We start from the raw sequence: 23,131 nt of genomic DNA, 5'->3' as shown, positions 1-23,131 counted from the left end.
CATCCATACTTCGATCAGGGTGGAAACGACCTTCGGCTAGAATGAACAAGAAAGATTTATTCTAGCTAAAGGAGGCTGCACTTATGACGAGCCATATAACTATTCAGCCCAAAATATTGTATTACGGTACCCCCGTCGTTCTGTTGACTACAGAAAACGAGGACGGCACGACCAATATCAGTCCCATTTCTTCGTCGTGGGCATTAGGCAGCTACATCATTCTAGGCCTGGGACTCGGATCACAGGGCTTGGAGAATCTTCGGCATAGACCCGAATGCGTAATCAATCTGGCAGACGCAAGCCTTTGGCAGCAGGTAGAGGCACTTGCTCCGTTAACAGGTCGTGATCCCATGCCTGCCTATAAAGAAGAGCTGGGCTTTCGCTATGAACCTGACAAGTTTACGGCGGCGAATTTCACTCGGGTGTCATCCGAGACGGTTCGTCCGCAGCGAATCGGGGAATGCTCCCTTCAATTGGAGGCTATGGTCCGCGATATCCGTATTCCCGAATATGCGCAGATGTTTGCCATTGTAGAGACAGAAGTGACAAGAGTTCACGCAGACAAACAGATGGTAAAAGGTGAGCATCACATTAATCCGGGAGCCTGGAATCCTTTAATCTATAATTTCCGTCACTATTACGGACTGGGAAGCGAGCTGGGCAAGACCTACCGCTCCGAAACATAAAACGCCAGATACATGGCGTTTTTTTCTTCACGGATGACAGCTCATCGCCCATTTTCATTACCTTCTGATTAAGCTAAGTGGTATCATTTGTAGAGCGTAATCTAGATGTGGAGGTACCAAATGGAACAACTTTTGATGGGGAGCTTTTTGTCCGCGATGGCAACAGGAGCAGGTGCTCTGCCCATACTTTTTTTCAAAACGGTTACGCATAGGTGGCGCGACATTTTGCTTGCCTTTACTGCGGGAATCATGGTGGCAGCGGCAACATTCAGCTTGATCCCACAGGCAATGAATAATGCGCCTTTTCTGATTGTTTGTCTGGGAGTTATAACTGGGACGCTGGCACTGACCGTTCTGGAGAGCATGATCCCGCATATCGATCTGGAGCATACCAGAATGAACATTTCGATGGATTCGCAAGCCTTGTTGATTTTGTCGGCCATCACCTTGCACAATATACCAGAGGGGCTATCTGTAGGGGTGAGCTACTCGAGCGAGCAGGCAGGCTTGGGAGGCCTGATCGCTTTTGCAATCGGTCTTCAAAACGCACCTGAAGGATTTCTGGTCGCCCTTTTTCTCATCAATCAAAAGGTGAGCAAGCCCAAGGCTTTTCTGCTGGCAACACTGACTGGCTCTGTAGAGATCGTGTCTGCCATCGTCGGGTATTATCTCACGGCAGTTGTAGAAGGGCTGGTGCCATACGGCTTGTCCTTTGCGGCAGGTGCCATGCTGTTTATCGTCTATAAAGAGCTGATTCCCGAAAGCCATGGTGACGGTCATGCACGCTCGGCGACCTTTTCGTTCATTCTAGGACTTTTGGTCATGATCGGGATGGTTCAGTGGTTCGGATAAGCCTGTTTTCGAAAAGAGTCACGTTTTTATGTAACTTCCCCTCACAAAACAAGCCAAAAATACCGAAACCATAAATAGATAGATTTCGATTATGGAAGTAGGGAGTGTCACGATGGAAAAGTCTACCTTGATAGGTATAGTACTAGGTATTGTTGCAGTAGTCGTCGGGATGATTTTGAAGCACGCCAGTCCCAGCGCACTGCTGAATCCAGCAGCGTTCATGATTATCATGGTAGGTACGGCTGCCGCTATTTTAAACGCATTTCCTATGTCTGAACTCAAAAAGGTTCCTGCCCTTTTCAAGGTTCTTTTTAAAGAGGAAAAACTCCCTGCCAAAAAGGAACTGATTGGTCAGTTTATGAACTGGGCGTCGATTGCCCGTCGTGAAGGCTTGCTGGCTTTGGAAAACACCTCTGATGAAATCGAAGATCCATTCCTCAGAAACGGGATGAAGATGATCATCGATGGTGGTGAACCAGATTTCGTCCGCGATGTTTTGAATGAAGAGATTCATGCAATTGAAGAGCGTCATCAGGCAGGAGCACTCATTTTTAGCCAAGCTGGTAGCTATGCACCGACACTCGGGGTATTGGGTGCGGTAGTTGGTTTGATCGCTGCTCTGGGTAACCTGAGCGATATCGATGCACTCGGATTATCGATTGCGGCGGCGTTCGTTGCGACCCTGCTCGGTATTTTTACGGGTTATGTACTGTGGCATCCATTTGCCACCAAGCTGAAGCGCAAGTCCAAGCAAGAAATTGAAATCAAGAAAATCATGGTAGAGGGACTTTTGTCTATCCAGGCAGGGGTATCCCCAGCGGCTATTGAGCAAAAGCTCGTCGTCTACATTCCATTCCGAGAGCGTGCTGATTTGAAGGAAGAGAAGAAGGAGGAAGGAGCGGCGGTAAATGGCTAAGCGACCAAAAAGACATGCTCAACACGAAGAGCATATGGATGAGTCCTGGCTGATTCCCTACGCTGACTTACTCACTCTCCTGCTCGCTTTATTTATCGTTTTGTTTGCGTCCAGTGAGATGGATGCGAAAAAGTTCGATCAAATGGTTCGCTCCTTTAACGTTGCCTTAAATGGTGGTGTGGGTGTGCTCAACCAACCGAGCCCGGTACCACTTGACCCGCTCTTGGCGCAGCAAACAATACATAAAGGTGGACAAGAAGCGGAACGTGCGAAGTCCGAGGAAGAGAAAAAGCTGGAAGAGGCAGTCCGCAAAGAGACGGAAGATCTGAAAAAACTGCAGACCCAGCTAGAAGGATACATCCAGCAGAACAAGCTGCAGGACAAGCTGCAAACGAAGCTGACAGAAGAGGGACTGCTCATCACGATTTTGGACAATGCCTTGTTTGACTCAGGTAGTGCGGTTCTCAAGCCGGAAGCGAGAAAGCTGGCAGCAGAGATGGCGGCCATGCTCGTTCCGCATCCAAAAAAGGTCACGGTGACCGGACATACAGATAATGTTCCGATCCATCGACCTGAGTTTCCTTCCAACTGGGATTTGAGTGCCAAGCGTTCAGTCAATTTCCTGAAGGTACTGCTCGAAAATCGTAACTTGGACCCAACCAAGTTTAGTGCGACAGGAATGGGAGAATACCATCCGGTAGCTCCTAATACATCGACAGAGGGAAGAGCCAAAAACAGACGGGTAGAGGTTGCGATTTTACGTGACCTGGCTTCGCCTCCGAAAAACAGTATGGCGCAGGTTTCGTCCCAACAATAATAAAAAAGAGGGGTAGCTTATTGCTATCCCTCTTTTCGTTATTTGGAGGAGTCATCACTCGTTTGTTTGTTCATCATAAGCAACTCTTGTCTTTTTCTCCGGCGTTTCTTTATCCATAATCCAACCAGTAAGATTGGAATCATAATCAGGAAGACGTAGAGAGAAGCATTTCCTACCATACTTTCTGCCATGCGCCCGTAAAAGTAAAACAGAAATCCGACCAGATAAAATTTCACGGCCCGTCCGATGGCGGCATATCCAATCAGCTTCCATAACGGAAAGTTCAGGCAGCCAGACATGATGGTAAACACTTTAAAAGGAATAGGGGTAAAGGCACCAATGAAAATCGCCATTTCGCCTCGTTTTTGGAACATCGTAGTTGCCGAATCAATCCATTCTTTCTTGAGGATCTTGTACAGTACGGAGTGGCCGAGTCCTTTCCCGAGGAAGTAACCGACAGGAGTACCAATCAAACACGCGATATATCCGGCAGTAGCAATCCACAAAGCATGGGACGGGTCAATCATACTTAGTGAAACCTGAAGAAAGAAAACCGGAATGGGGAAGATGACCGCGTCAGCAAATGAATGGATGACGACTCCCCAAATGCCATACTCCATTAAAAAATCCAAAGTGTTCTGAACCATCTATTTCTCCTTTTTCTATCTATCAATTCCAGCTCACCCGACTGCTCCAAATCGGCTGGCGTGGTGAGAGCGGCACATTTATGCCCAGTTTGGCACCTGCTTGTTCATATACAGTAATCTCGTAAATATTGTACCAGTATCTGAAAGAACAATGTAAACATGTTTCTTATTCTTTAACACATCTTTCACATCCGAACCATTTCGGGAAGACCACTTTTTCTATTATGAAAAAGGAATGGCTTTCCCAAAACGATCCACCGGCGGATTTTTTATTAGACCTGAGACGGAGGCGTTCCGATTTCCAGCTTTAACTCCTCCATACGCTTTTCGCCCCATTCGTACATCATCTCAATAATGGGCAAAAGGCTCATGCCCAGCTCGGTCATAGAGTATTCTACTCGTGGCGGCACCTCAGGGAATACTTCCCGATGCACAATCCCGTCCTCCATCAGCTCTTTTAGCTGACTGGTCAGCATTTTATGTGTGATCTTGGGGAAGAGACGCTGAAGCTCACTGAATCGGTGAGGACCTTCTACGCCCAAATGCCAGAGGATTACGACTTTCCATTTTCCACTAAAAATAGACAACGTCAATTCCTTGGAGCAAGTAAAGTCTCCGTTCCTGATTTTTTCTTGTGTTTCTTTTCGTAAATCTGACATTCATTTCTCCTCTTATTTCAGCCGTTACTTCAATAGTACCTTTTTTGTAACCTCCGCACAAAAAAGTGCATTCTTATGTTGCTCGCTGCTGTCTCCTATAATAAATCGTGTGGAGAGAATTCTTTTATTACAGGGGAGTGTCATAGCAATGTCGAAAAAAGTATTGATCGTAACTGGCGATGCCGTAGAAGCTTTGGAAGCCTACTATCCATATTATCGGTGTCTGGAGGAAGGATTTGAGGCTGTAATTGCTTCTCCAACAGATACCAAGGTGTTGCATACTGTTGTCCATGATTTTGAAGACTGGCAGACCTTCACAGAAAAAAGAGGCTATCAGCTAGAAGCCCATGCATCCTTTGAACAGATCGATCCAGAACAGTACGATGCTCTGATTATTCCGGGCGGACGTGCTCCTGAGCATATTCGACTGCACAAGGATTTTGCGCGGATCGCCAGCCATTTCTTTCAACAGGATAAGCCTATCATGATCCTTTGTCATGCGAGTGTAGCACTTACCGTTATTGCAGACGAGATCAAAGGGCGCGAAATGACTGCTTACTTCGCATGTCGGCCAGAGGTAGAAGCAGCAGGTGCAAAGTACATCGAGACGCGCTTCCATGTAGATCGCAACCTGATTTCTGGTCACGCGTGGAACGACTTGCCGTCTTTGATGAAAGAGTTTGTAAAGCAGGTAAACGCACTAGCGTAGGTTAAAAACAAACAGATTCGAATGTGTGAAGGCAGTAGTCCAGAGCTTGAAAAAGTTCAGGGCTGCTGCTTTTTGCTATAATAGAAATTAATTTTCAAAATATTCGTGGAGGTTACTGATGACAACCAAAAAGTATACCATTTCCGATTTGCTCGACGTTGCCAGAAAAGGAGACGTTCCCCCGCCATGTGATTCCACGCTCCAGGTGTATGCTGACTATGCCGAGGACGGTGTAGCCAAAGGGCGGTGGGAGGTTGCACCTTTGTTTATCAACGGGAACGGAGTAGCCATGGGCGGTTTTTTATCCGCAGCAGCCGATATTATGATGGCTTATGCGATCGCCTCATTATTGAATGATCAACAAAGCTTTGCATCTATCAATTTGCAAACGACTTTCCACCGGCCTGTTTTTGAGGGCGTAGTGGAGATCGAAGCCAAAGTAGAGCGATTGGGTAAATCCGTTGCGTACCTGGTAGCAGAGCTTACCCAGGACGGTAAGAAGGTTGCCTCTAGCGTGTCATCTGTGATGATCATGAATGGATAGCGAGCTGGTGGTTTGTGATGTACATATCCTTGACAATTCAACATGAAAAAGAGATAATGAACGCAATAACTCAGTAAACTACTCGGAATACTAAAAATAAAGAGGTGAGCTTTTTGGAACGGACCATTCATATTCCAAGCGGTGATATTTCGTTAGCAGCTACGTGGCACAAGCCTGATATTTTAATAGGGAACAAGAACGTGAAGTCACCCTTGGTGATCATTTGCCACGGCTTTATCGGCAGCCGTATCGGAGTGAACCGTTTGTTTGTGAAATCCGCCAGAGAGCTCGCCTCCCAAGGCTTTGCTGTATTGCGCTTTGATTACGGCGGCTGCGGTGAAAGCGATGGAGACTATGGAGCAGGCGGGTTTGATGTGCTGCTGAAACAAACACGTGATGTTCTTGATTACGCTTTTGCTCAGGAGCAAATCGACCACGAGCGTGTGAGTCTCTTAGGGCACAGTCTGGGTGGAGCCGTTGCCGTATTGACAGCAAGCCAGGATAGACGCATTCATTCCCTCGTTACTTGGGCGGCAGTCGCGCGCCCTTATGACGATATCGTGCGGATCGTGGGTACTCAGGAATATGAGGATGCGCTCTCGACAGGTTATACGGATCACTGCGGTTATTTGTTACAGGATCGTTTTTTCCATTCGTTAAAAGGGGCACATCCTTTGCGCCAAGCCAAGCAATTTGAAGGAAATGCATTGCTTTTGCATGGAAACCGGGACGAGGTCATAGCGGTAGACTCGATGTTCCACTATGAGCATGAGCTGCATTTGCGCAGGAGAGGACGTTGCGAGACAGAGGTTGTGGTTGGGGGAGATCATACATTTTCCTCGGCTGATAGCTACAATCGACTGATTGCAAGCACAGTGAGCTGGCTGGGCAGACAAATGGAAGTGGAGAAGTTCGCGGTGTAAGGATGATGGGGAAAAACGCGGGGTAATACGTCCCGCGGTTTTTTGTTGTGGATGGTTGGATGGACGGTACTATCCTTTTTTCGCTTTGATTTCATCAAGCAGCCCTTGGCAGCCTGCATGGACAAGCTCATACACGTATTCAAAGCGTCCAGTGTAATAAGGGTCTTCTACATTTTGTTCCGTAGCATCTGGAGCAAAATCGAGTAGGCGGTAGACCTTTTTGCCTGATGGGGCCATGCGGTTTAGCTCACTCAGATTTTCTTCGTCCATGCAGATGATGTAATCGTATTCGGAAAAGTCTTGGCGCTTGATTTGACGAGCGCGTAGTGTGTCGTGCGAAATTCCCTTTTGTGTCAATACTTTTTGGGTGCCGTTGTGCGGTCGCTCTCCAGCGTGCCAGCCGCCAATCCCACATGAATCAATCGAGATCTGATCAGCCAATCCTTCCTTTTCCACGAGGTGACGAAAGACAGCTTCAGCCATAGGTGAGCGGCAAATATTCCCCAGACAAACGAACAGTACGTGTGTCATGTGATACTCCTCTCTTCTTACCGTTTATATCAGGCTCTGTATGTAAGGATACCACACCGAGGAAGTGGTGGATGTGGCATCTTCATTGCCAAAATAAGCGCAGTTTGCTATAATGGGCGTCAGTTACCCCAACGATTAATTGCATACACTTGAGTTTTCTAGGGTTCCGCGGATGAGTCTGAATGCCGGTCTGGACCGAGAGAAAACCCACGACTGCGGTCGTGTACACGGAGGGATAAAAGCCCGGGAGAATATCTGTGATGGTATTCCACCCGAGGCTTTTTTTGCATGTGAAAAAGTCTCAGCCATCATAAGCTGTGCTTATCTTTTGGGGAACCATATACAACTAAGGGAGGGAGCTTGTCATCATGGGAAAAAACTGGTTGCTAGTTGTCTTTGCTGCCGTTTTTGAGGTGATGTGGGTAGCCGGACTGAAACACGCAGATAGCTTTTTGACATGGACGGTAACCGTTATTGCCATCATCATTAGCTTTGGAGTATTGGTCTATTCAGGGAAAAAATTGCCTACAAGTACGGTCTATGCTGTGTTTGTAGGCTTGGGGACAGCGGGTACTGTGATTAGTGAGATGGCTGTGTTTGGAGAACCATTCAGCTGGGCCAAGGTTGGGCTGATCGCCCTGCTTTTGGTAGGTATTCTCGGTTTGAAGCTGGTAACACATGAAAGCACAGAGCCGCAAAGAAAAGAAGGTGATGTAGCATGACATGGGTATCATTAGTATTTGCCGGATTGTTTGAGGTCGTTGGCGTCATGGGGATTACTCAGGTCAATCGCAAGCCTTCTGTACGTTCTTTTCTCGTATTGATTGGCGGATTTGCCCTCAGCTTTTTCCTGCTCTCGTTTGCCATGACTGAGATTGCGATGGGGACGGCTTACGCAGTGTGGACGGGGATCGGAACAGTCGGAAGCGCGCTTGTCGGGATGTTGTTTTACGGGGAGCCAAAAGATAAGCTGCGCATTCTTTGCATTGCACTGGTCATCGTTTCCGTGGCTGGACTTAAATTAATTGCCTAACCTGCTTGTGCTTTTGTTTTAAGACAGACATTCCCTATGTCTGTCTTTTTCACATCATTTTCCATTCTGCAAAAAACGACATCGAACTTTTCAGGGGCATAGTATAATAAAACGGTCTTGGGATATTTACATATTTTTCATGCGAGGAGGCCATTTAACTGCATGAGCTCATTTTGGGCAGCATTGAAAAAAGGAAATATGTCATCGGCTACGGCAGCATTGGGCAATACGGGCTTAGCTATCGTCAAAGGTCTTGCAGCAGCCTATAGCGGGAGCGGGGCTATGTTCGCCTCGGCTATGCACTCGATTGCGGATGCAGTGAATCAAGGCTTTGTGTTTTTTGGCAGTGTGCTTGCTGAAAAAAAGCCGACGCCGCGATTTCCGACTGGATTCGGTCGGGTAATCAACCTGTTTTGCATGATCGCCGTCATCGTGGTGACGATTATGGCGTACGAGACCATCATGGAAGGCATTCATCTAATAAAAGAGCCAGCTGCATCCAGCCATTTCTGGATCAACTTTATTATTTTGGTCCTGGCGATTGTGGTGGATGGCTATGTGCTGGTCAAAGCAATGAATGAGATTGTCCACGAGACCCGCATCGAGGCAAAAGGCTGGGGAGTCATACCCGCTGCATTCCGCAACGTAGGACGGGCTGCACCGCCTACAAGGCTTGTTTTTTACGAAGATATCGTAGCAACAACAGGGGCGCTCCTCGCTCTTATTGCAGTGATCGTGACTGCGTTCAGTTCCTTTGCCCTGTTGGACGGAATTGCAACCATTCTGATTGGCATCTTGATGATCGGCGTGGCTTTCAAGGTAGGCTACGATAACATGGTCGGATTAATCGGGGTTGCTGCGCCAAAGGAAATAGAGGATCGAGTCGCGCGGGTCATATTTGAGGACCCGGATGTGACGGATATTAACCGCTTGCGTATCGTTCAGGAAGGCCGTTTTTACCATGTGGAATGTTATGTAGAGCTGCGCGAGGGACTGACACTTGCTGTAGCGGATGATATCAAATATCGGGTGCGGGATAGTCTGCTCACGGACCCGGATATCAGCGATGTGACGATGGGAATTCTCGAGGACAACGGAATCAGTGACTGGAGACGCCCCGAGAATCTCGAAGCGACCTTAAACGAAAAACGCCCCACACCATCATGAGAGAGGTGTGGGGCATCGCTTTCGTTTAGGAGACAGATACAAGTTGATCAGTTGGTTCCGCTTCCTGCTCGGCAAGTGGTGTAATCAAAACCCGTGTCACACGGTGATTATCCATCATCTTGACGGTGAACAAGTAGTTTTCCCATTCGACTGTAGCGCCAACGGCAATCTCTTCTTCCAGCTGACTGTACAGCCAGCCACCGATCGTATCCACGTCCTCTGACTCCAATTCAAACGGGATATGGTCGTTCAGATCAGTCAGGGTGAGCATACCGGAAACAGATAAGCCATTTTCCACTTTCTCGATCTCCGGTCTTTCTTCGTCAAACTCGTCCTGAATATCTCCAACGATCTCTTCCAGGATGTCTTCCATAGTAACCAGTCCGGCTGTACCGCCGTACTCGTCAATAACGATGGCAAGCTGCGAGCGTTTTTTCTGCATCAAACGAAGAACCGTACTAATTTCCATTGTTTCTGGAACAGTCAGAACCGGACGAAGCAATTGGTCCAGCTCCACATGCCCATCCTGCAGTGCTGCGAGGTAAAAATCAGTCGCATGGACAAATCCAATGATGTTGTCTTTGTCCTCATCCGCAACCGGGAATCGCGTGTGACGCTGGGTACGGATGATCTCCAGATTTTCCTCAAACGTATTCGTTGCATATAAGCAAACCATGTCTATGCGCGGGATCATGGTCTCCCGAGCCAAGGTTTCGGAAAAGTCAAAAACGTGTTCCACCAGCGAAAGTTCGGTCTGGTCGATGTGGCCGCTTTGGTGACTTTGATTCACAAGAATACGAATTTCCTCTTCTGTATGCGCCGCTTCATGCTCCGACACGGGGTCGAGGCCCACTCGTTTCATGAGGGCGTTGGCTGTTCCGTTCAGGAACCAAATAGCCGGGTAGAGCAATTTATAGAAAAACATCAATGGTGCTGCAACCCACAGCGAGGTAATTTCTGCTTTCTGAATGGCCAAAGATTTTGGTGCCAGTTCACCTAATACGATGTGAAGGAACGTGATGATCGCAAATGCTACACCAAACGAGATGGCGGAGATCAGATAATCAGGTAATCCTGAAGACCCGAGCAATGGCGTTACGATCATGTGGGCGATAGCCGGTTCCCCGACCCACCCAAGACCCAGTGAAGCTAGTGTAATACCAACCTGGCAGGCAGATAAGTAACTGTCTAGCTTTTGCGTTACCTTTTGGGCGTATATAGCTCGTTTGTTTCCTTCATTAACCATCTGCGTCAGGCGCGTTTGCCGTACCTTGACGAGAGCAAACTCGGCGGCAACGAAAAAGCCGTTTAGAAAAACAAGAAATATGACAAGCAGTAGGTTGAGCACTATCGGAACGCTATCCAAGTAAATAGTCATCCTCTCTAGAATGTTATGAAAGTATACGTTCTATTTTATCTTGTTTTGTAACATCTCACAAAAGCGATAAACAACCGAAAAGGGCGTTTCTGACCTGTTGCTCATGAAGAGAGACTCTCAGATATCCGTAGCGCAGGTTTTTGCGCCCGGAGAAGGTCATAGATAGTCAAACTGTTGGTCTGACAGTTCAAAAGGCTTGAAACGCCCTTGGGTTTTAGCGATGAAGCACTTGTTGTCCATAGACAAAAAACGCGGAAAGGACTGCGGCAAGGCCGAGATAAGCGACCAATACCTTCCACTTCGTACTGGCAGGCGCTTCGTAGTAGGTGGTCAGTCGATGCATCTGTTCATCAACTTCCGTCAGACGTTGGCGGGCGACGCGTTCACCTTCGATAAGTACCTCAGAGGGGGCTGGACGGAACGGATCAGAGTCAATAAATTGAACGGGTTCACGCTCCCATTGCTTGAACAGCTCCCATTTTCGGTGCATGAACAGCTTATCCAGCTTCAATTTATCCCGATCCAGCCGCTTTTCATCCTGGATGAACGGCATTAAAAAGCCTTTGTGCAGTTCTTTACTGTTTAGGGCAGTCACTTCTTCATTTAACTGCAAGCGTTTGTCCCACGTTGATTCCAATTGTGGCAGCTGTGCGGAAAACTGAAGGAAGTCCTCCAGCTTTGTGCGTTCATAATGAAGCACTTGATGCTGATAGCCTTCTCGCAGCCGACTCCACCACGTTATCAGACCGACGATGAAAATAATCACCATGATCGGTCCAGGCGAAGCGAACAGCATGATTCCCAATCCCACCAAGCCGACAAACCAGATTTTCGTAGACAAAACAGAAACAATGCGTCCCCCGTCCAGAGGAGAAACGGGCAGCAGGTTAAACAGATTCAATAAAGCGCCAAGGTAGATGACCAACGCCCAAAACGGATCTTGGGTCCACCAGTAAAGGGGGAGAGCGGGTAAAAAGGCAATCATCCCTGCAAGCGGACCACCGTAGGCAAGATAAGCCTCCGTACTGGCATCGCGAGGCAGGTCCTTCAAGGATATCAACGCTCCAGCAAAAGGGATGAAAACGGCAGGTGAGGTAGCGATCCCTTTGCGCTTGGCCGCTATGACGTGTCCCATCTCATGGACAAAAATCAGATAGACGAGAGCGACAGCGAATTTCCATCCGTAAAACATGGCATACGCCCATAAGCTGATAACCATCGACACCAAGGTTGTGCCGAATTTGGAAAACTTCAATATACCCAATAACCATTTTAGATTCGCCAGTAAAAAGGCACCAATGGCTAAGAGGACCGAACGGCTTTTTTTCATGAAGGTTCCTCCCAAACATCATGGCAGTTATGATTGTATACGATGTAAGCCCATGAAAGTTTCTTGGGCTTACAGTTTGTGCGCAGCCTAGCTTTCCAGGCGAGGATTGGTAAAAGTAAAGCCGTACTCGCCGTAAGTAGGATTGTATCCAAGCAAGCCTCCATCAAAATACCAAAAGTCGGTAGGCCGAATGACAAAGATAAGTCCTTCTACTTCAAGGACAGCATCATCAGTCATAGCTTCATCCTTTTCAATGGCATAGAACAAGCCGCCAGTTCCTGGACCGCTCGTTCGTACGTATAAGCGCAGCGTATCTCCCGGCACAAAGCCGGCGTAGCGCTGATAAGCCTGGGAAAACGCAGGCTCGATCACAAGCTCGATGCTCATGGGCAAATCCCCCTCTATTTGTTACTGCCCATTGTAACATAATCAAATCAGCATATAAGCCAAGTACCCATACAAAAATACCCATCCGTGCAGAATGGCTCTGCCGAATGGGCTGACTGTAGAAAGATGAGGCTAGTCCTTGCCTTTGCTTACATCAAAGGTCGGGTGCATGAAGCGTGCCCCTTTTATTTCCTTGTCTTCCAATAGCTCTTTGTTCTCGTTGGAGTTCCAGCCGATATCGTTGGTTGGATGAACCCACCTGTCGCCAGCCATAATTTCAGGATCTGTCTCCGTCGACCAGTTGTTTAGCGGGGAATGTTCCGAATCGTAAAGACTGTCCCCGATGATAACCCCGAATTCATTGACAAACGGCTTCTGAACATCTCGCGAGGAGTTTTTGAAATCAGGTGCGCTGATTTGGTGAGGCAGCGTTCCATCAAGGGAGATATCTTTGATTTCGTTTTCCTGGTTGGTCTTGTCCATACACTGGACCTCCTTCATACGAAGATGTCTCTTGACTAAGATGCATCAACGACCCGCCTCTTATACGAGAGGCTGCCTGTATTTCCCCTGCAAAAGGATGCGCCCAGCCCAATTAGGATGCTGGTGCATATGCTACAAAAAGGGGGAGATCCGATGCTTACCAGTGTCGTCATTCCAGTCAGAGACACAGTCGATCAGCTCCTGTATACCTTGTTCAGCTTTAATCTGCAGTTTATTGGATTCGAAAAATTCGAAGTCATCGTATTGGATAACGCCTCACGAGATGGCGTAACTGAAAAAATAGCGGGGTTTGCCGCCCATTATCCCCTGCAATGCCTGCGGTTTCGGAGGACGCTACCGCTTGCAGAGCTTTTGAATCGGGGAATGAAGCAGGCACGTGGCGAACTGATCATTTTCTTGTCACCGACGATGATCGTTCCGCGGGAGTTCATCAGTGTGCACCTGCATGCACACGAGAAGAACCCGAGACTCGTCCTGCTGGGACTGAATACAAGGCGTATCTATTCGGTATACGATCCACTCTTCAGTCCAATTCAGCATGCTGAGTGCAGGGAATGGCTGGAGAATTACCCGTATATCAAGCGTCCGCATTCGCAGGCGCAAACGATCCGATTACTTGAAGAGAGCCAGATTGTGAATGGTCAGGCATTCCCGATCAGCTTGCCCTGTCCGGAAACGGAAAAGCGCCTTACCATCTGGCATAAATATGGTGCGAGCTTATCTGGGTATCGGTGGCCGTGGACACTATTTTCGACTCGGCACGTCTCTGTCTCCCGCGCCATTCTAGACGCAGCGGGTGTTTTCAAAGTACTGCCGCGAGTGGAGATGGAGCGTGATCTGGCAAAACGCCTGATGAAAAAAGGAGCTGTATTCCAGTTGGACGAAAAGCTGACACTGCTGAGGCAGGAATGGGTAAGACGGAAAGTGCTGGATCGCCCACCGCTTAACAAGAAGAACCGCCGAGCGTGAATAGCCCGGCGGTTTTTGCTTGCTAACGGTTTTCTTTTAACCGCTCTTGTGGTTCACTATTAATGGAACCGTCAGAGCGAACGGCTTCCGATTGGGATTTTGGTCCTCTGATTTCTGCGGTTTTCCCGAAGTCTTTTGCTTTGTTGCGCACCATGTCTTGTCCTCCTCCTCATGCCAGATGGACATAGTATGACCAGGTTTGAGCCAGAGAATGAGGACAGAAATGAGATAGAGAAAGGATGGAAGTTAAAATGGCGAAGAAGCAGCGCAAGCCGCAGCGTCCAGCAATGCAAGCGGAAGAAACAAAAAACGGACTAAACAGTCTGAAGGATATGCTGAATGCTGATGCACTCGGAAAGCTCAAGCTGTTGGAAAAGGAAATGAAGGCAGACAGCGAACGAAAAGCACAGGAAGCAGCGGAACAAAAGCGTCGTGAGCAGGAAGAGCGCGAGCGAAACAAAAGCTTTGGCGAGCTCTTGGCTGATTATGAGAAAAAGGGTGGAGGCAAGTTTAGCTAATGCGTGATGAGCAGCAGAAGGCTCGCCCCGACACTTCGAAAAATGGCATGATGAAAAAGCGCCAATTGGATGTAAAGGATGAGGCCATCAAGGAACGAGGCCGCCAGGTTCTCAATCGTTTGGTTAAAAAGGAGCCAAAAAAGTGATTTTTTTCCGTCCCATCCCATATAGCTAGGGAAGGGAAAGGAGGGAGATCATGGGGACAATCCTGCTCCTGATCAGTCTCCTCTGCGTAGCTATAGGCACCTGGAAGCTGAGCAGGATTTACAAGGCAGACAAGGCGGACAACAAAACGATTTGGTGGGCCGTGGCGAGCGTCGGAATTGCGCTTTTTTTTCTTTTGAAACTCATGACGGATACCTTTCCAACGTAAAACATGCACCGAAAGCGCAAGCAACGCCAGGTGCATGTTTTTTATTACCTCATTTTATTCGTAACGCAGGGCTTCGATCGGGTCCAGCTTGGCAGCTTTGTTCGCCGGGTACAGGCCGAAGAAGATACCGATTGCACTGGAAAAACCAAAAGCGATGAATACGCTGTTCCAGGATAGGGTCGGCGGCAAATTGGCAAAGTGGGAGATCAGAGCAGCGATGCCAAGTCCGAACAAGACGCCGATCAGACCACCGATCAGGCAGACAATTACCGACTCAATCAGGAACTGGACCAATATATCGCGGCGTCTGGCACCCAGCGCTTTGCGAATACCGATCTCTCGCGTACGCTCGGTGACAGATACGAGCATGATGTTCATAACCCCGACGCCACCAACCACTAGCGAGATACCAGCAATGACGCTAAAGATCAGAGTCAGTGTGCCAGTCAGTTGATTGAACTGGTCGACTGATTCCTGCATGCTGCGAGCCATGTAATGATCTTTCTTTTGATGCTTGCGGCTCAAATATTGCTGCACCTGTTGCATGGCAGGAGTTACAGATGCTTTATCGATCGCTTTTCCCATAAACATTTGGACGGATGGCTCTTCCTGCAAGGTTTGATGGAAGCGAATCGGAACAAAGGCGCCAAAGGTTTGCGCACCCATATCAAACTTGAATTTCTCCTCAGTGTATGTCCCGATAACAACGAGCGAGTTGTTTCCCCAGCGTACGCGCTGTCCGATCGGATTCATTTGTCCAAATAGTTTTTCCCCGAGTGCTTCCTCGAGCACGACTACAGCACGCTGCTCCTTGTCGTCTGTATTGTTGAAAAGACGTCCTTTTGCTACCTTCATTGTCTTTTGCATGGCAAAGTAATCAGATGTAGTAGCTGAGAGGTTAACCCGTTCTTCCTTCTTTGGACCTTTCATTTCGATGGTCGCGGAGTTGTAAGGAACGATGTATTCGATTGCGGGACTAATCTTGCTGAGTACCTCCGCATCCTCTACCGTCAAATCATCGTTAGACATCGTTTCTTTGGTTTCCCAGTTAATATAGACGTTGAAGGTGTTTTGCCCAAACTTCTCCATCTCCTGATTGATGGCATTTTGTCCACCCTCACCAAGAGTCGTCACCGTAATGACAGAGGTAATCCCGATAATAATCCCGAGCATCGTCAGACTGGAGCGCATTTTGTTTGCCCAAATACCTTCTACTGCGGTAGTGAAGCTCTCCAAAAAATTCATGTGACGATCACCTCGTCCGACGGAGTGGCAAAGAGTCGCTCAGTGACCCGCTCATCCCGAATAATCACACCGTCTTTAAAAGTAACGATTCGTTCTGCGTGCTGGGCGATGTCCAGCTCATGTGTTACCAGAATGATCGTGACACCCTGTGCATGCAGCTCCTGAAACATCGCCATGATTTCGATACCAGAGCGGCTGTCGAGATTTCCTGTTGGTTCGTCAGCCAGCAAAATGGCAGGGCGGTTCACCAGTGCACGGGCGATAGCTACCCGCTGCTTTTGTCCGCCGGAGAGCTGTGTCGGCTTGTGGTGCATTCGCTCACCAAGTCCTACCCGTTTGAGTGCTTCGGTTGCACGCTTCCTGCGTTCTGATCGGCTAACATTGGCGTACATCATCGGCAGCTCTACATTGTGCAGAGAGGTAGAACGAGCCAAAAGATTAAAGGATTGAAAGACAAAGCCGATTTTTTGATTGCGAACATGGGCAAGCTGCTGGTCCTTCAGACTGCTCACTTCGATTCCATCCAGCATATATATTCCCGTATCCGGGCGATCCAGACAACCTAACATGTTCATAAATGTCGATTTCCCTGACCCTGATGGTCCCATGATGGCTACGAATTCGCCCTGTTCCACCAGGAGAGAGACGCCTTTTAAGATAGGAAGTGTAGAGTCGCCCGTTTTATATGATTTCGTCAAGCCTTCTACGTGAAGCATTGTCGGCTGACCTCCTTTCCTGCTTAAGTGAGCTACATACCCATTCCTGCTCCGCCCGGCATCGGCATGATTGGTGCTCCATCAGACAAGGAATCAACAGGGCTCAAAATAATTTGTTCATCACCATTCAAACCGGATTTCACATGAGAGAACAGCTCGTTTTCTGTCCCCGTCTCGATTTTTTGCTTTTTCGCTACGCCGTCGGCTGCGACCCAGACAAACGTGCTGCCGTCAGCATCCTGTTGCACGGCTTCAATCGGTACTTGCAGTGCATTATCAATTTTTTCGACGGAAATATTGATGTCGACATGGAAGCCAGGCTTGAGGGCAGACAAATCACCTTCAGGCGTTAACGTCACTTTGACACGGGTTTTTTCACCTTGGCCCGAGCTGCTTTGTGTGGTGGTTGCCGTTGGTGCAATCCGCGTGACTTTTGCATTCAGCTTTTGTTTTCCTAGTGTCGTGCCTTCGATAACTGCAGGTTGTCCCGCCTTCATTTTGTTTACATCTGATTCATTAATATCTGCCTGAATCAACAGGTTATCGAGATTTGCGAGTGTTAAAATCTCTGTTCCCTTGTTCACGTATTGTCCGTTGTCGGCTGCAACACCGATGATGGTTCCATCTGCTGGAGCAACGAGAACGCTTTGGACGCGATCCTTTTCCAACTGACCTCGTTCCACTTGCAGCTTGTTGATTTGGGCTTGCTGAGAAGCGATTTCTTCTTTGCGAGGCCCCTTTTTCTTGAGGGAGAGCTGCTGCTTGGCTACATTCAGGGTAGAAAGAGTAGAGTCTACCTGAGATTTGGCTTTATCCAGCTCCTGCTGTGTAGAGGCACCCGATGTAAAAAGCTGATGCATCCGGTCGTATTCTTTTTTAGCGTTATCGTACTCGCGCTGCGCTTGCAAAACGCGCTCATTCTCCTGCGCAACTTCCTCCGGCTCATTACCTACCTGAGCTTTTGCCAGATTGGCTCTCGCCAGCTCCATTTGAGCCTCGATATCGAGAATTTTGCTATCGACGTCAGATGTATCAATTTTCGCAATGACCTGTCCCTTTTTGACTTTGTCTCCTTCCTTTACGACAAACTCTCGCAAGGTTCCGGTTACATTCGCGTACTGCTTTTGCTTGTCCTCAACAATAACGACCCCGGAAGTGAGAATCTTGCTTTCCAGAGTCGACTTCGTTGTAGTTCCGATGTTTACGGGCATACCCATGGCTTGTTGTGATCCTGTCATGCCTAATCCGACATAACCGACGCCCAGGAGGACAACTACGGAACCAATGATCCACCAGCGTTTTTTCATGATTGATTTCCCCTTGTTTTTCTTAAAGTGATGAAATAAAGCGTAATGCCAAAACATTTCGTTGCTCGAAAGGTTATACGAAATGATTGGAAAAGGGTTACAGCTGTGGCGAAATATTTATGATTTCATCGCTTTTTGATAGGTTTTGACGTAAAGTACTTTACGGGCAAATCCCGTGATAAGATAAGGAATAGATGACGTTCCTTTGGAGGGGAGCTATGAACCAAGCGATTCGTTTTGATTACTCCAACGCTCGTGCTTTTGTCAAACCTCATGAATGGGAGCAGCTTGCTCCGGCGATTGGTCAGGCGCATGAAATGCTGCACAAAAGAACGGGACCAGGCAGAGATTATCTCGGGTGGGTAGATTGGCCCGAGCAGTACGACCGTGCTGAGTACGAACGAATCCGACAGGCAGCGGCACGTATTTCCTCTGACTCCGATGTGCTTCTGGTCATTGGAATAGGAGGCTCTTATTTAGGGGCAAAGGCTGTTCTAGACATCCTGGGACATAGCTTCTACAATTTGCTGCCGAAGTCCAAGCGGCGCTCCCCGGAGATTTATTTTGTGGGCAACAATATCAGTCCCGTCTACATTTCGCATCTGATGGACGTGCTGGAAGGAAAAGACGCGTCGATCAACGTCATCTCGAAATCAGGGACAACGACAGAGCCTGCGATTGCATTCCGGCTTTTTCGCAACTGGTTAGAGAAAAAGTACGGGCGAGAGAAAGCTAAAAAACGAATCTACATCACGACTGACAAGGCACGTGGAGCCTTGAAAAAGCTAGCTGACGAAGAGGGCTATGAAACGTTCGTCATTCCCGATGATATCGGCGGACGCTATTCAGTCCTGACCGCTGTGGGGCTTTTACCGATCGCGGTGAGTGGCGCGAATATGGATGCCCTGATGCAGGGAGCAGCAGATGCCAGAGAGCAGTACATGGTCATGGATCTGCATGAAAATCCGTGCTACCAATATGCGGCGATACGCAATGCGCTGTATCGAAAAGGCAAGATGGTAGAGCTGTTGGTCAGCTATGAACCGCAATTTCGCTTTTTTGCTGAATGGTGGAAGCAGCTATTCGGTGAGTCGGAGGGCAAGGACGGAAAAGGTATTTTTCCAGCCTCTGCCGAGTTTTCGACGGATTTGCATTCTTTGGGACAATACATACAGGACGGTATGAGGCATTTGTTTGAAACGACGGTTTCGGTATCTAAACCTGCCATCGATATGACTGTACAGGAGGACCCGGACGATGTAGACGGTCTGAATTTCCTGACAGGCAAGCGCATGGGGTTTGTCAATAAAAAAGCTTTCGAAGGAACAGTGCTTGCCCACGTAGCTGGCGGAGTCCCTAATCTGCTCATAGAGATTCCGGAAGCCACGGCTTATCATGTGGGGGGCCTGATCTACTTTTTTGAAAAGGCGTGCGGGATAAGCGGCTATTTGTTAGGCGTAAACCCGTTTGATCAGCCAGGAGTAGAGGCGTATAAAGCCAATATGTTTGCACTTCTGGGCAAACCTGGCTACGAAGAGCAGAAAGCAGAACTGGAGGCTAGATTGCAAGAGAATAAGACGTATTTGACCGTTGCGGAGACAGCAGCCTATCTGGAGCTCCCGGAAACCTTTATTTTGGAAAGAATTAGCCAAGGGCGGATTCGCGCGGTTCACGATGGCAATGAATACTTGATCAACAAGGATCAGTTCAAGCATCATCTAGAGGAAATGCGCAAGCTACGAGAGTACGAGGAAGCAGCCAGACACGAAACGATTCCCGAAAGCTATGATGTAAAAGATGAGGACTAAGCCATTGCCTTTGTTAGACTTGTCAGATGGTTGCCAACAGGACTATACTGGTCAATGAAAAAGGAAATGTAAACAACATAGACGAAGTAGCAACTCGGGGAGTCCTTCATGCAGGGCTGAGAGGATGGAAGCGACAGACCATCGACCCATTGCACCTGATCCGGATCATGCCGGCGCAGGGATATGGTTGCCGGCAAAACTGCGCCTTGATTGGTTATATGCGTATGAGCCCACCTTTTCCTGCATAGGAGATGGTGGGCTTTTTGCCTTTGGTATGACCCGGACGAACACAGTGAGGAGAGAGAAGCATGAGTGATTGTCTGGTAGTGGGTGGAGGTATCATTGGACTTAGTTTGGCGTATGAGCTGTCGCGCCGAGGCATGTCGATTACGCTAGTTGAACAAGGGGAGTGGGGCGGGCAGGCGTCTTCTGCAGCGGCAGGGATGTTGGCCCCTTTGAAAGAATTTACGGCTCCGGGACCGATGCTCGATATGGGGGTAGCTTCTCTGCGACAGTACCCGCAATGGGCGCAAACACTGGAGGAATTCACCGCAGGAGATGTTCAGTTAAGTCTGGAGGGACTGCTAACGGTCGCACTGGATGATGACGAACAAGAGCAGCTGCTGGCCAAATATCGTTGGCAAAAGGAAAAAGGATACGCTGTTCACTGGCTCACGGGAAAAGAGCTGACCGAGGTCGAGCCGATGCTGACCGACAGTGCTCAGGCTGCCATCTATTCGCCAAGAGAAGGGCACATCAACAATCGCTTGCTGCTCAGGGCGTTGGTGACAGCATGCCGACTGCAAGGCGTGAAGCTGCTCTCAGGATGTGTAGTGAGTGGAATTGCCGTCAAAGCAGGTAGGGTCATCGGAGTAGAAAGCTCCATGGGACCGCTTCGCGCGGGGCAAACCGTGATCACTTCCGGTGCATGGGCAGGAATTATGCTGGAGATGCTGAACGTTTCTGTGCCTGTACGGCCTGTGCGCGGACAGATTGCGGCTGTCTCCTCCGTGGGTATACCGCTTCGGACAGTCATTTTTGGGACGTCAGGCTACATCACGCCTAAAAAGGATGGAAAAATCGTAATTGGCGCCACAGAGGATGAAAGTGGCTTTCAGCGCGAAGTAACAATGGCTGGCTTGGCTAGCATTTTAAATGGTGTCATGCCGTACGTTCCAGCATTGCACACAGCTGCGTTCCTGGAGGCATGGGGAGGACTTCGCCCAGCGACGGCAGACGGTAAGCCGCTACTCGGTCCGATCCCAGACTGGAGTGGGCTCTCTATTGCAGGAGGACATTTCCGCAACGGTATTTTGTTATCACCAATCACAGCAAAGTGGATGGCAGATTACCTGGAGCAGGGCAGTACAGAGCATCTGGAGCCATTTTTGCCATCGCGTTTTATTGGTGAATAGCGCCTGTTTCATGCTTATCCTGGTTTTGAGTGAGCATCTTCGTGGAAATTGGGCTAGTCCAGCCTATAATACGGTACACCTCCCCATAGGCACCTGTATATGGTAATAAAGAAACACCAGAAGGGGAGGAGTTTCCATGCAGTCTGATGAAAAAAACCTATACCAGGCTGACATTCAGACCGTCAGTCTGCTAAAGGATATGCGTGAAAATGTGCACAACATTTGCAAGGATTACGTGGAGCAAAAAGTGCGCATCGAAGCCATTGATGGGCAGGTCATTGAAGGTGTCATTGTCGATTATGACGATCAAAATGTATATGTCGAAGTAGAGGATCCAGATGCGGAAGAAGAAGTAGATGATGAGGACGATTACTATCAGGTGGAGCAAGTCGCAAGTCATCAAACCTATGCGGACTGGGGAAATCCCTATGTTTCACCGTATGATGTTTATTATCCTTACCCTTATGGAGGCTACGATCCGTACGGTGATATAAGTCCTTATCCTGGTGGAAACGTAGGCCCGTATGGCAGCAGCAACAACCCATTTCCGCAAGTAAGCCCGTATAGCAGCAGTAACAACCCATTTCCACAAGTAAGCCCGTATAGCAGCAGCAACAACCCATTTCCACAAGTAAGTCCGTACAGTAGAGGCAAAAGGCCATCACCACAAGTAAGTCCGTATAGCAGTGGTAAAAGACCATCGCCACAAGTAAGCCCATATAGCAGTAGCAGCAATCCCTGCGTTCCGATCAGCCCTTATGGAGAAAATCCTTACAGCCAGGTGAGCCCATATAGTGGAATGAATCCTTTTCATCCACAAGTAAGTCCATATATGGGCTTCAATCCATTCCCGCCGTTTCCGCCGGTATCGGCGTTTCCACCACCATTCCCACCACCGTTTCCACCACCGCCGCCACCTTGCCCACCAATGGGTATATCGCCGCAACCATTACCACCTGTTATTGTTCCGAAAAGACGTCGACGTCGCTGTGGCGGTCGCAAAATCATCCCGCTTGCATTGTTTACGCTGCTTACCATCGCCTTGCTTTAATAAGAAAATGAGCAACAAGTCTTTTGCCAAGCTTGGGCGTAGAGGCTTGTTGTCTTTTTCTTTTTGGGGGAGTACAACCAGTTGTTTTGTCACACATTAATAGAAGAACGGTTTCAAAGACAAAGGCAGGGATAGACGATGAAAACGATCAAAAGCAGCTTGCAGGGTACAAAAGGGACATTCGGTTATCTTCGAGAAGCATTACCAAACTTCACTCTGGCTAACTGGGATTATGAGCATGGTTTTTTTGACCGTGTACTAGATGACCGAAATATGGTCTTTCTGCGTTTGCCCGTGAATGTTGTGACCGGAGAGCTGGACAGTGAAGATGCGTGGCTGGAAATTGGCGAGCCATTTGTTCTGCGCCACGTCTATCAAACAGGTGTCGAAGAAGATATCGGGTACATGGAGCCGATGGTTTCAGGTGTGATGAATCAGTTTCAGGAGCCAGTTGACAAGGATGCTCAGATTGACTCGAGATGGATTCGCAAGGCAGAAGCGATCGTAAGGGAATTGGAAAATCGTCTTGCATGAAAAACGGGCCTAAGTGATAGGCCCGTTTTTTGTCATGTGCGCCCAGCATGGGCGTTATCTCTAGGGTTAAAGTCCCGAATGGTGAAGGCAGTAGTAGCCATTAGCCTAAGAC

At 48.4% G+C, this 23,131-nt stretch carries 29 protein-coding genes, 1 pseudogene and 2 riboswitches; of the genes and pseudogenes, 19 read left to right on the top strand and 11 right to left on the bottom strand.

The genetic code is table 11. The features are described from left to right. Nucleotides 1–83: 83 nt before the first annotated feature. The 4 genes from SB752_RS19330 (at nt 84) to motB (ending at nt 3,271) form a co-directional block, all read left to right on the top strand. Complete coding sequence (locus SB752_RS19330; protein WP_410717207.1) at nt 84–686, top strand: flavin reductase family protein; 603 nt, start codon at nt 84–86, stop codon at nt 684–686. A 120-nt stretch (nt 687–806) separates the two neighbouring features. Continuing rightward, nucleotides 807–1,538 carry a ZIP family metal transporter gene (locus SB752_RS19325; RefSeq protein WP_410717206.1) on the top strand — a complete coding sequence of 244 codons (732 nt, stop codon included), beginning with the start codon at nt 807–809 and terminating at the stop codon, nt 1,536–1,538. 112 nt (nt 1,539–1,650) lie between these two features. Continuing rightward, nucleotides 1,651–2,454: a flagellar motor stator protein MotA gene (gene motA, locus SB752_RS19320; protein WP_410717205.1), complete on the top strand. Its 804-nt coding sequence runs from the start codon at nt 1,651–1,653 to the stop codon at nt 2,452–2,454. Further along, entirely contained in the window at nt 2,447–3,271 is an 825-nt protein-coding gene (motB, locus tag SB752_RS19315) for a flagellar motor protein MotB (protein ID WP_410717204.1), read from the top strand. The genes motA and motB overlap by 8 nt, the downstream gene beginning before the upstream one ends. Before the next feature lie 38 nt (nt 3,272–3,309). On the opposite strand, the gene SB752_RS19310 is transcribed toward motB, so the two are convergent. Next, a complete protein-coding gene (locus tag SB752_RS19310; RefSeq protein ID WP_410717203.1) occupies nt 3,310–3,918 on the bottom strand; it encodes a YqaA family protein in 609 nt (202 codons plus the stop codon). A gap of 272 nt (nt 3,919–4,190) precedes the next feature. Next, nucleotides 4,191–4,577 carry a winged helix-turn-helix transcriptional regulator gene (locus SB752_RS19305; protein WP_103107844.1) on the bottom strand — a complete coding sequence of 129 codons (387 nt, stop codon included), beginning with the start codon at nt 4,575–4,577 and terminating at the stop codon, nt 4,191–4,193. A 148-nt stretch (nt 4,578–4,725) separates the two neighbouring features. Here SB752_RS19305 and SB752_RS19300 point away from each other — a divergent pair, with 148 nt between their 5' ends. The 3 genes from SB752_RS19300 to SB752_RS19290 all read left to right on the top strand — a co-directional run bounded on the left by SB752_RS19300 (nt 4,726) and on the right by SB752_RS19290 (nt 6,753). Continuing rightward, entirely contained in the window at nt 4,726–5,286 is a 561-nt protein-coding gene (locus SB752_RS19300) for a DJ-1/PfpI family protein (protein ID WP_410717202.1), read from the top strand. Between the two features lie 118 nt (nt 5,287–5,404). Then, nucleotides 5,405–5,830 carry a PaaI family thioesterase gene (locus SB752_RS19295; RefSeq protein WP_213024153.1) on the top strand — a complete coding sequence of 142 codons (426 nt, stop codon included), beginning with the start codon at nt 5,405–5,407 and terminating at the stop codon, nt 5,828–5,830. Between the two features lie 104 nt (nt 5,831–5,934). Then, nucleotides 5,935–6,753 (top strand): alpha/beta hydrolase family protein, encoded by an 819-nt coding sequence (locus SB752_RS19290; RefSeq protein ID WP_410717201.1) that lies wholly within the window; start codon nt 5,935–5,937, stop codon nt 6,751–6,753. Between the two features lie 69 nt (nt 6,754–6,822). Here the strand turns inward: SB752_RS19290 and SB752_RS19285 are convergent, their stop codons facing one another. Further along, the gene (locus SB752_RS19285; protein ID WP_410717200.1) at nt 6,823–7,284 is read right to left on the bottom strand and encodes a low molecular weight protein-tyrosine-phosphatase; all 462 of its coding nucleotides are present in this window, start codon (nt 7,282–7,284) and stop codon (nt 6,823–6,825) included. Nucleotides 7,285–7,431: 147 nt separating this feature from the next. Next, nucleotides 7,432–7,536, top strand: a riboswitch (guanidine-I (ykkC/yxkD leader). A gap of 116 nt (nt 7,537–7,652) precedes the next feature. Here SB752_RS19285 and SB752_RS19280 point away from each other — a divergent pair. The 3 genes from SB752_RS19280 (at nt 7,653) to SB752_RS19270 (ending at nt 9,484) form a co-directional block, all read left to right on the top strand. Next, on the top strand, nt 7,653–8,006 hold the full coding sequence (locus SB752_RS19280) for a DMT family transporter (RefSeq protein WP_410717199.1): 354 nt from the start codon (nt 7,653–7,655) through the stop codon (nt 8,004–8,006). Continuing rightward, complete coding sequence (locus SB752_RS19275; protein WP_289138585.1) at nt 8,003–8,317, top strand: DMT family transporter; 315 nt, start codon at nt 8,003–8,005, stop codon at nt 8,315–8,317. The genes SB752_RS19280 and SB752_RS19275 overlap by 4 nt, the downstream gene beginning before the upstream one ends. A 162-nt stretch (nt 8,318–8,479) precedes the next feature. Then, nucleotides 8,480–9,484 carry a cation diffusion facilitator family transporter gene (locus SB752_RS19270; RefSeq protein WP_410717198.1) on the top strand — a complete coding sequence of 335 codons (1,005 nt, stop codon included), beginning with the start codon at nt 8,480–8,482 and terminating at the stop codon, nt 9,482–9,484. Between the two features lie 25 nt (nt 9,485–9,509). Here the strand turns inward: SB752_RS19270 and SB752_RS19265 are convergent, their stop codons facing one another. The 4 genes from SB752_RS19265 to SB752_RS19250 all read right to left on the bottom strand — a co-directional run bounded on the left by SB752_RS19265 (nt 9,510) and on the right by SB752_RS19250 (nt 13,062). Next, entirely contained in the window at nt 9,510–10,850 is a 1,341-nt protein-coding gene (locus SB752_RS19265; protein WP_410717197.1) for a hemolysin family protein, read from the bottom strand. Between the two features lie 226 nt (nt 10,851–11,076). Then, nucleotides 11,077–12,192, bottom strand: a complete 1,116-nt coding sequence (locus tag SB752_RS19260) for a site-2 protease family protein (protein ID WP_410717196.1) — start codon at nt 12,190–12,192, stop codon at nt 11,077–11,079. 87 nt (nt 12,193–12,279) lie between these two features. Next, entirely contained in the window at nt 12,280–12,579 is a 300-nt protein-coding gene (locus tag SB752_RS19255; RefSeq protein ID WP_410717195.1) for an iron-sulfur cluster biosynthesis family protein, read from the bottom strand. A 132-nt stretch (nt 12,580–12,711) separates the two neighbouring features. After that, a complete protein-coding gene (locus tag SB752_RS19250; RefSeq protein WP_410717194.1) occupies nt 12,712–13,062 on the bottom strand; it encodes a DUF3905 domain-containing protein in 351 nt (116 codons plus the stop codon). A gap of 129 nt (nt 13,063–13,191) precedes the next feature. On the opposite strand from SB752_RS19250, the gene SB752_RS19245 reads away from it, so the two are divergent. After that, a complete protein-coding gene (locus SB752_RS19245; protein WP_410717193.1) occupies nt 13,192–14,052 on the top strand; it encodes a glycosyltransferase family A protein in 861 nt (286 codons plus the stop codon). Nucleotides 14,053–14,074: 22 nt separating this feature from the next. Here SB752_RS19245 and sspK read toward each other — a convergent pair whose 3' ends face one another. Beyond that, a complete protein-coding gene (sspK, locus tag SB752_RS19240; RefSeq protein WP_049736785.1) occupies nt 14,075–14,206 on the bottom strand; it encodes a small acid-soluble spore protein K in 132 nt (43 codons plus the stop codon). Nucleotides 14,207–14,303: 97 nt separating this feature from the next. Between sspK and SB752_RS19235 the strand changes: the two genes are divergently transcribed. Genes SB752_RS19235 through SB752_RS19225 form a run of 3 tightly spaced genes read left to right on the top strand, consistent with a single transcriptional unit; the run spans nt 14,304 to nt 14,943 of the window. Beyond that, nucleotides 14,304–14,570: a DUF3886 domain-containing protein gene (locus SB752_RS19235; RefSeq protein ID WP_410717192.1), complete on the top strand. Its 267-nt coding sequence runs from the start codon at nt 14,304–14,306 to the stop codon at nt 14,568–14,570. After that, a complete protein-coding gene (locus tag SB752_RS19230; protein WP_410717191.1) occupies nt 14,570–14,716 on the top strand; it encodes a hypothetical protein in 147 nt (48 codons plus the stop codon). The genes SB752_RS19235 and SB752_RS19230 overlap by 1 nt, the downstream gene beginning before the upstream one ends. Before the next feature lie 50 nt (nt 14,717–14,766). After that, on the top strand, nt 14,767–14,943 hold the full coding sequence (locus SB752_RS19225; RefSeq protein WP_410717190.1) for a hypothetical protein: 177 nt from the start codon (nt 14,767–14,769) through the stop codon (nt 14,941–14,943). 54 nt (nt 14,944–14,997) lie between these two features. Here the strand turns inward: SB752_RS19225 and SB752_RS19220 are convergent, their stop codons facing one another. From SB752_RS19220 to SB752_RS19210, 3 genes are read right to left on the bottom strand one after another with little or no spacing between them, the layout of a single operon-like run. Further along, nucleotides 14,998–16,188: an ABC transporter permease gene (locus SB752_RS19220; RefSeq protein ID WP_410717189.1), complete on the bottom strand. Its 1,191-nt coding sequence runs from the start codon at nt 16,186–16,188 to the stop codon at nt 14,998–15,000. Then, a complete protein-coding gene (locus tag SB752_RS19215) occupies nt 16,185–16,904 on the bottom strand; it encodes an ABC transporter ATP-binding protein (protein ID WP_410717188.1) in 720 nt (239 codons plus the stop codon). Before SB752_RS19215 ends, SB752_RS19220 begins: the two co-directional genes overlap by 4 nt. A gap of 32 nt (nt 16,905–16,936) precedes the next feature. Beyond that, nucleotides 16,937–18,211 (bottom strand): efflux RND transporter periplasmic adaptor subunit, encoded by a 1,275-nt coding sequence (locus SB752_RS19210; RefSeq protein WP_410717187.1) that lies wholly within the window; start codon nt 18,209–18,211, stop codon nt 16,937–16,939. A 218-nt stretch (nt 18,212–18,429) separates the two neighbouring features. Between SB752_RS19210 and SB752_RS19205 the strand changes: the two are divergent. The 5 genes and pseudogenes from SB752_RS19205 to SB752_RS19185 all read left to right on the top strand — a co-directional run. Further along, nucleotides 18,430–19,779, top strand: a pseudogene (locus SB752_RS19205) (glucose-6-phosphate isomerase); the annotation flags it as partial. Next, nucleotides 19,774–20,019: an excisionase family DNA-binding protein gene (locus SB752_RS19200; RefSeq protein ID WP_306418822.1), complete on the top strand. Its 246-nt coding sequence runs from the start codon at nt 19,774–19,776 to the stop codon at nt 20,017–20,019. The pseudogene SB752_RS19205 and the gene SB752_RS19200, both read left to right, overlap by 6 nt. A gap of 85 nt (nt 20,020–20,104) precedes the next feature. Further along, nucleotides 20,105–20,221, top strand: a riboswitch (TPP riboswitch). Between the two features lie 106 nt (nt 20,222–20,327). Beyond that, the gene (thiO, locus tag SB752_RS19195) at nt 20,328–21,434 is read left to right on the top strand and encodes a glycine oxidase ThiO (protein ID WP_410717186.1); all 1,107 of its coding nucleotides are present in this window, start codon (nt 20,328–20,330) and stop codon (nt 21,432–21,434) included. 136 nt (nt 21,435–21,570) lie between these two features. Then, complete coding sequence (locus SB752_RS19190; protein WP_410717185.1) at nt 21,571–22,485, top strand: hypothetical protein; 915 nt, start codon at nt 21,571–21,573, stop codon at nt 22,483–22,485. 138 nt (nt 22,486–22,623) lie between these two features. After that, entirely contained in the window at nt 22,624–23,019 is a 396-nt protein-coding gene (locus SB752_RS19185) for a YugN family protein (protein ID WP_410717184.1), read from the top strand. Nucleotides 23,020–23,131 lie beyond the last annotated feature (112 nt).

The organism is Brevibacillus sp. SIMBA_040 (assembly GCF_046535075.1).
Taxonomy (GTDB): Bacteria; Bacillota; Bacilli; order Brevibacillales; family Brevibacillaceae; genus Brevibacillus.
Note: the sequence above shows the minus strand (reverse complement) of the source record. Positions and strands in the feature narration are given on the sequence as shown.

Bases quoted from the DNA above. Each gene is read 5' to 3' on its own strand.
- SB752_RS19330 (WP_410717207.1), top strand. From the start codon at position 84: ATGACGAGCCATATAACTATTCAGCCCAAAATATTGTATTACGGTACC.
- SB752_RS19325 (WP_410717206.1), top strand. From the start codon at position 807: ATGGAACAACTTTTGATGGGGAGCTTTTTGTCCGCGATGGCAACAGGA.
- motA (WP_410717205.1), top strand. From the start codon at position 1,651: ATGGAAAAGTCTACCTTGATAGGTATAGTACTAGGTATTGTTGCAGTA.
- motB (WP_410717204.1), top strand. From the start codon at position 2,447: ATGGCTAAGCGACCAAAAAGACATGCTCAACACGAAGAGCATATGGAT.
- SB752_RS19310 (WP_410717203.1), bottom strand. From the start codon at position 3,918: ATGGTTCAGAACACTTTGGATTTTTTAATGGAGTATGGCATTTGGGGA.
- SB752_RS19305 (WP_103107844.1), bottom strand. From the start codon at position 4,577: ATGTCAGATTTACGAAAAGAAACACAAGAAAAAATCAGGAACGGAGAC.
- SB752_RS19300 (WP_410717202.1), top strand. From the start codon at position 4,726: ATGTCGAAAAAAGTATTGATCGTAACTGGCGATGCCGTAGAAGCTTTG.
- SB752_RS19295 (WP_213024153.1), top strand. From the start codon at position 5,405: ATGACAACCAAAAAGTATACCATTTCCGATTTGCTCGACGTTGCCAGA.
- SB752_RS19285 (WP_410717200.1), bottom strand. From the start codon at position 7,284: ATGACACACGTACTGTTCGTTTGTCTGGGGAATATTTGCCGCTCACCT.
- SB752_RS19280 (WP_410717199.1), top strand. From the start codon at position 7,653: ATGGGAAAAAACTGGTTGCTAGTTGTCTTTGCTGCCGTTTTTGAGGTG.
- SB752_RS19275 (WP_289138585.1), top strand. From the start codon at position 8,003: ATGACATGGGTATCATTAGTATTTGCCGGATTGTTTGAGGTCGTTGGC.
- SB752_RS19270 (WP_410717198.1), top strand. From the start codon at position 8,480: ATGAGCTCATTTTGGGCAGCATTGAAAAAAGGAAATATGTCATCGGCT.
- SB752_RS19260 (WP_410717196.1), bottom strand. From the start codon at position 12,192: ATGAAAAAAAGCCGTTCGGTCCTCTTAGCCATTGGTGCCTTTTTACTG.
- SB752_RS19255 (WP_410717195.1), bottom strand. From the start codon at position 12,579: ATGAGCATCGAGCTTGTGATCGAGCCTGCGTTTTCCCAGGCTTATCAG.
- SB752_RS19250 (WP_410717194.1), bottom strand. From the start codon at position 13,062: ATGGACAAGACCAACCAGGAAAACGAAATCAAAGATATCTCCCTTGAT.
- SB752_RS19245 (WP_410717193.1), top strand. From the start codon at position 13,192: ATGCTACAAAAAGGGGGAGATCCGATGCTTACCAGTGTCGTCATTCCA.
- sspK (WP_049736785.1), bottom strand. From the start codon at position 14,206: ATGGTGCGCAACAAAGCAAAAGACTTCGGGAAAACCGCAGAAATCAGA.
- SB752_RS19235 (WP_410717192.1), top strand. From the start codon at position 14,304: ATGGCGAAGAAGCAGCGCAAGCCGCAGCGTCCAGCAATGCAAGCGGAA.
- SB752_RS19230 (WP_410717191.1), top strand. From the start codon at position 14,570: ATGCGTGATGAGCAGCAGAAGGCTCGCCCCGACACTTCGAAAAATGGC.
- SB752_RS19225 (WP_410717190.1), top strand. From the start codon at position 14,767: ATGGGGACAATCCTGCTCCTGATCAGTCTCCTCTGCGTAGCTATAGGC.
- SB752_RS19220 (WP_410717189.1), bottom strand. From the start codon at position 16,188: ATGAATTTTTTGGAGAGCTTCACTACCGCAGTAGAAGGTATTTGGGCA.
- SB752_RS19215 (WP_410717188.1), bottom strand. From the start codon at position 16,904: ATGCTTCACGTAGAAGGCTTGACGAAATCATATAAAACGGGCGACTCT.
- SB752_RS19210 (WP_410717187.1), bottom strand. From the start codon at position 18,211: ATGAAAAAACGCTGGTGGATCATTGGTTCCGTAGTTGTCCTCCTGGGC.
- thiO (WP_410717186.1), top strand. From the start codon at position 20,328: ATGAGTGATTGTCTGGTAGTGGGTGGAGGTATCATTGGACTTAGTTTG.
- SB752_RS19190 (WP_410717185.1), top strand. From the start codon at position 21,571: ATGCAGTCTGATGAAAAAAACCTATACCAGGCTGACATTCAGACCGTC.
- SB752_RS19185 (WP_410717184.1), top strand. From the start codon at position 22,624: ATGAAAACGATCAAAAGCAGCTTGCAGGGTACAAAAGGGACATTCGGT.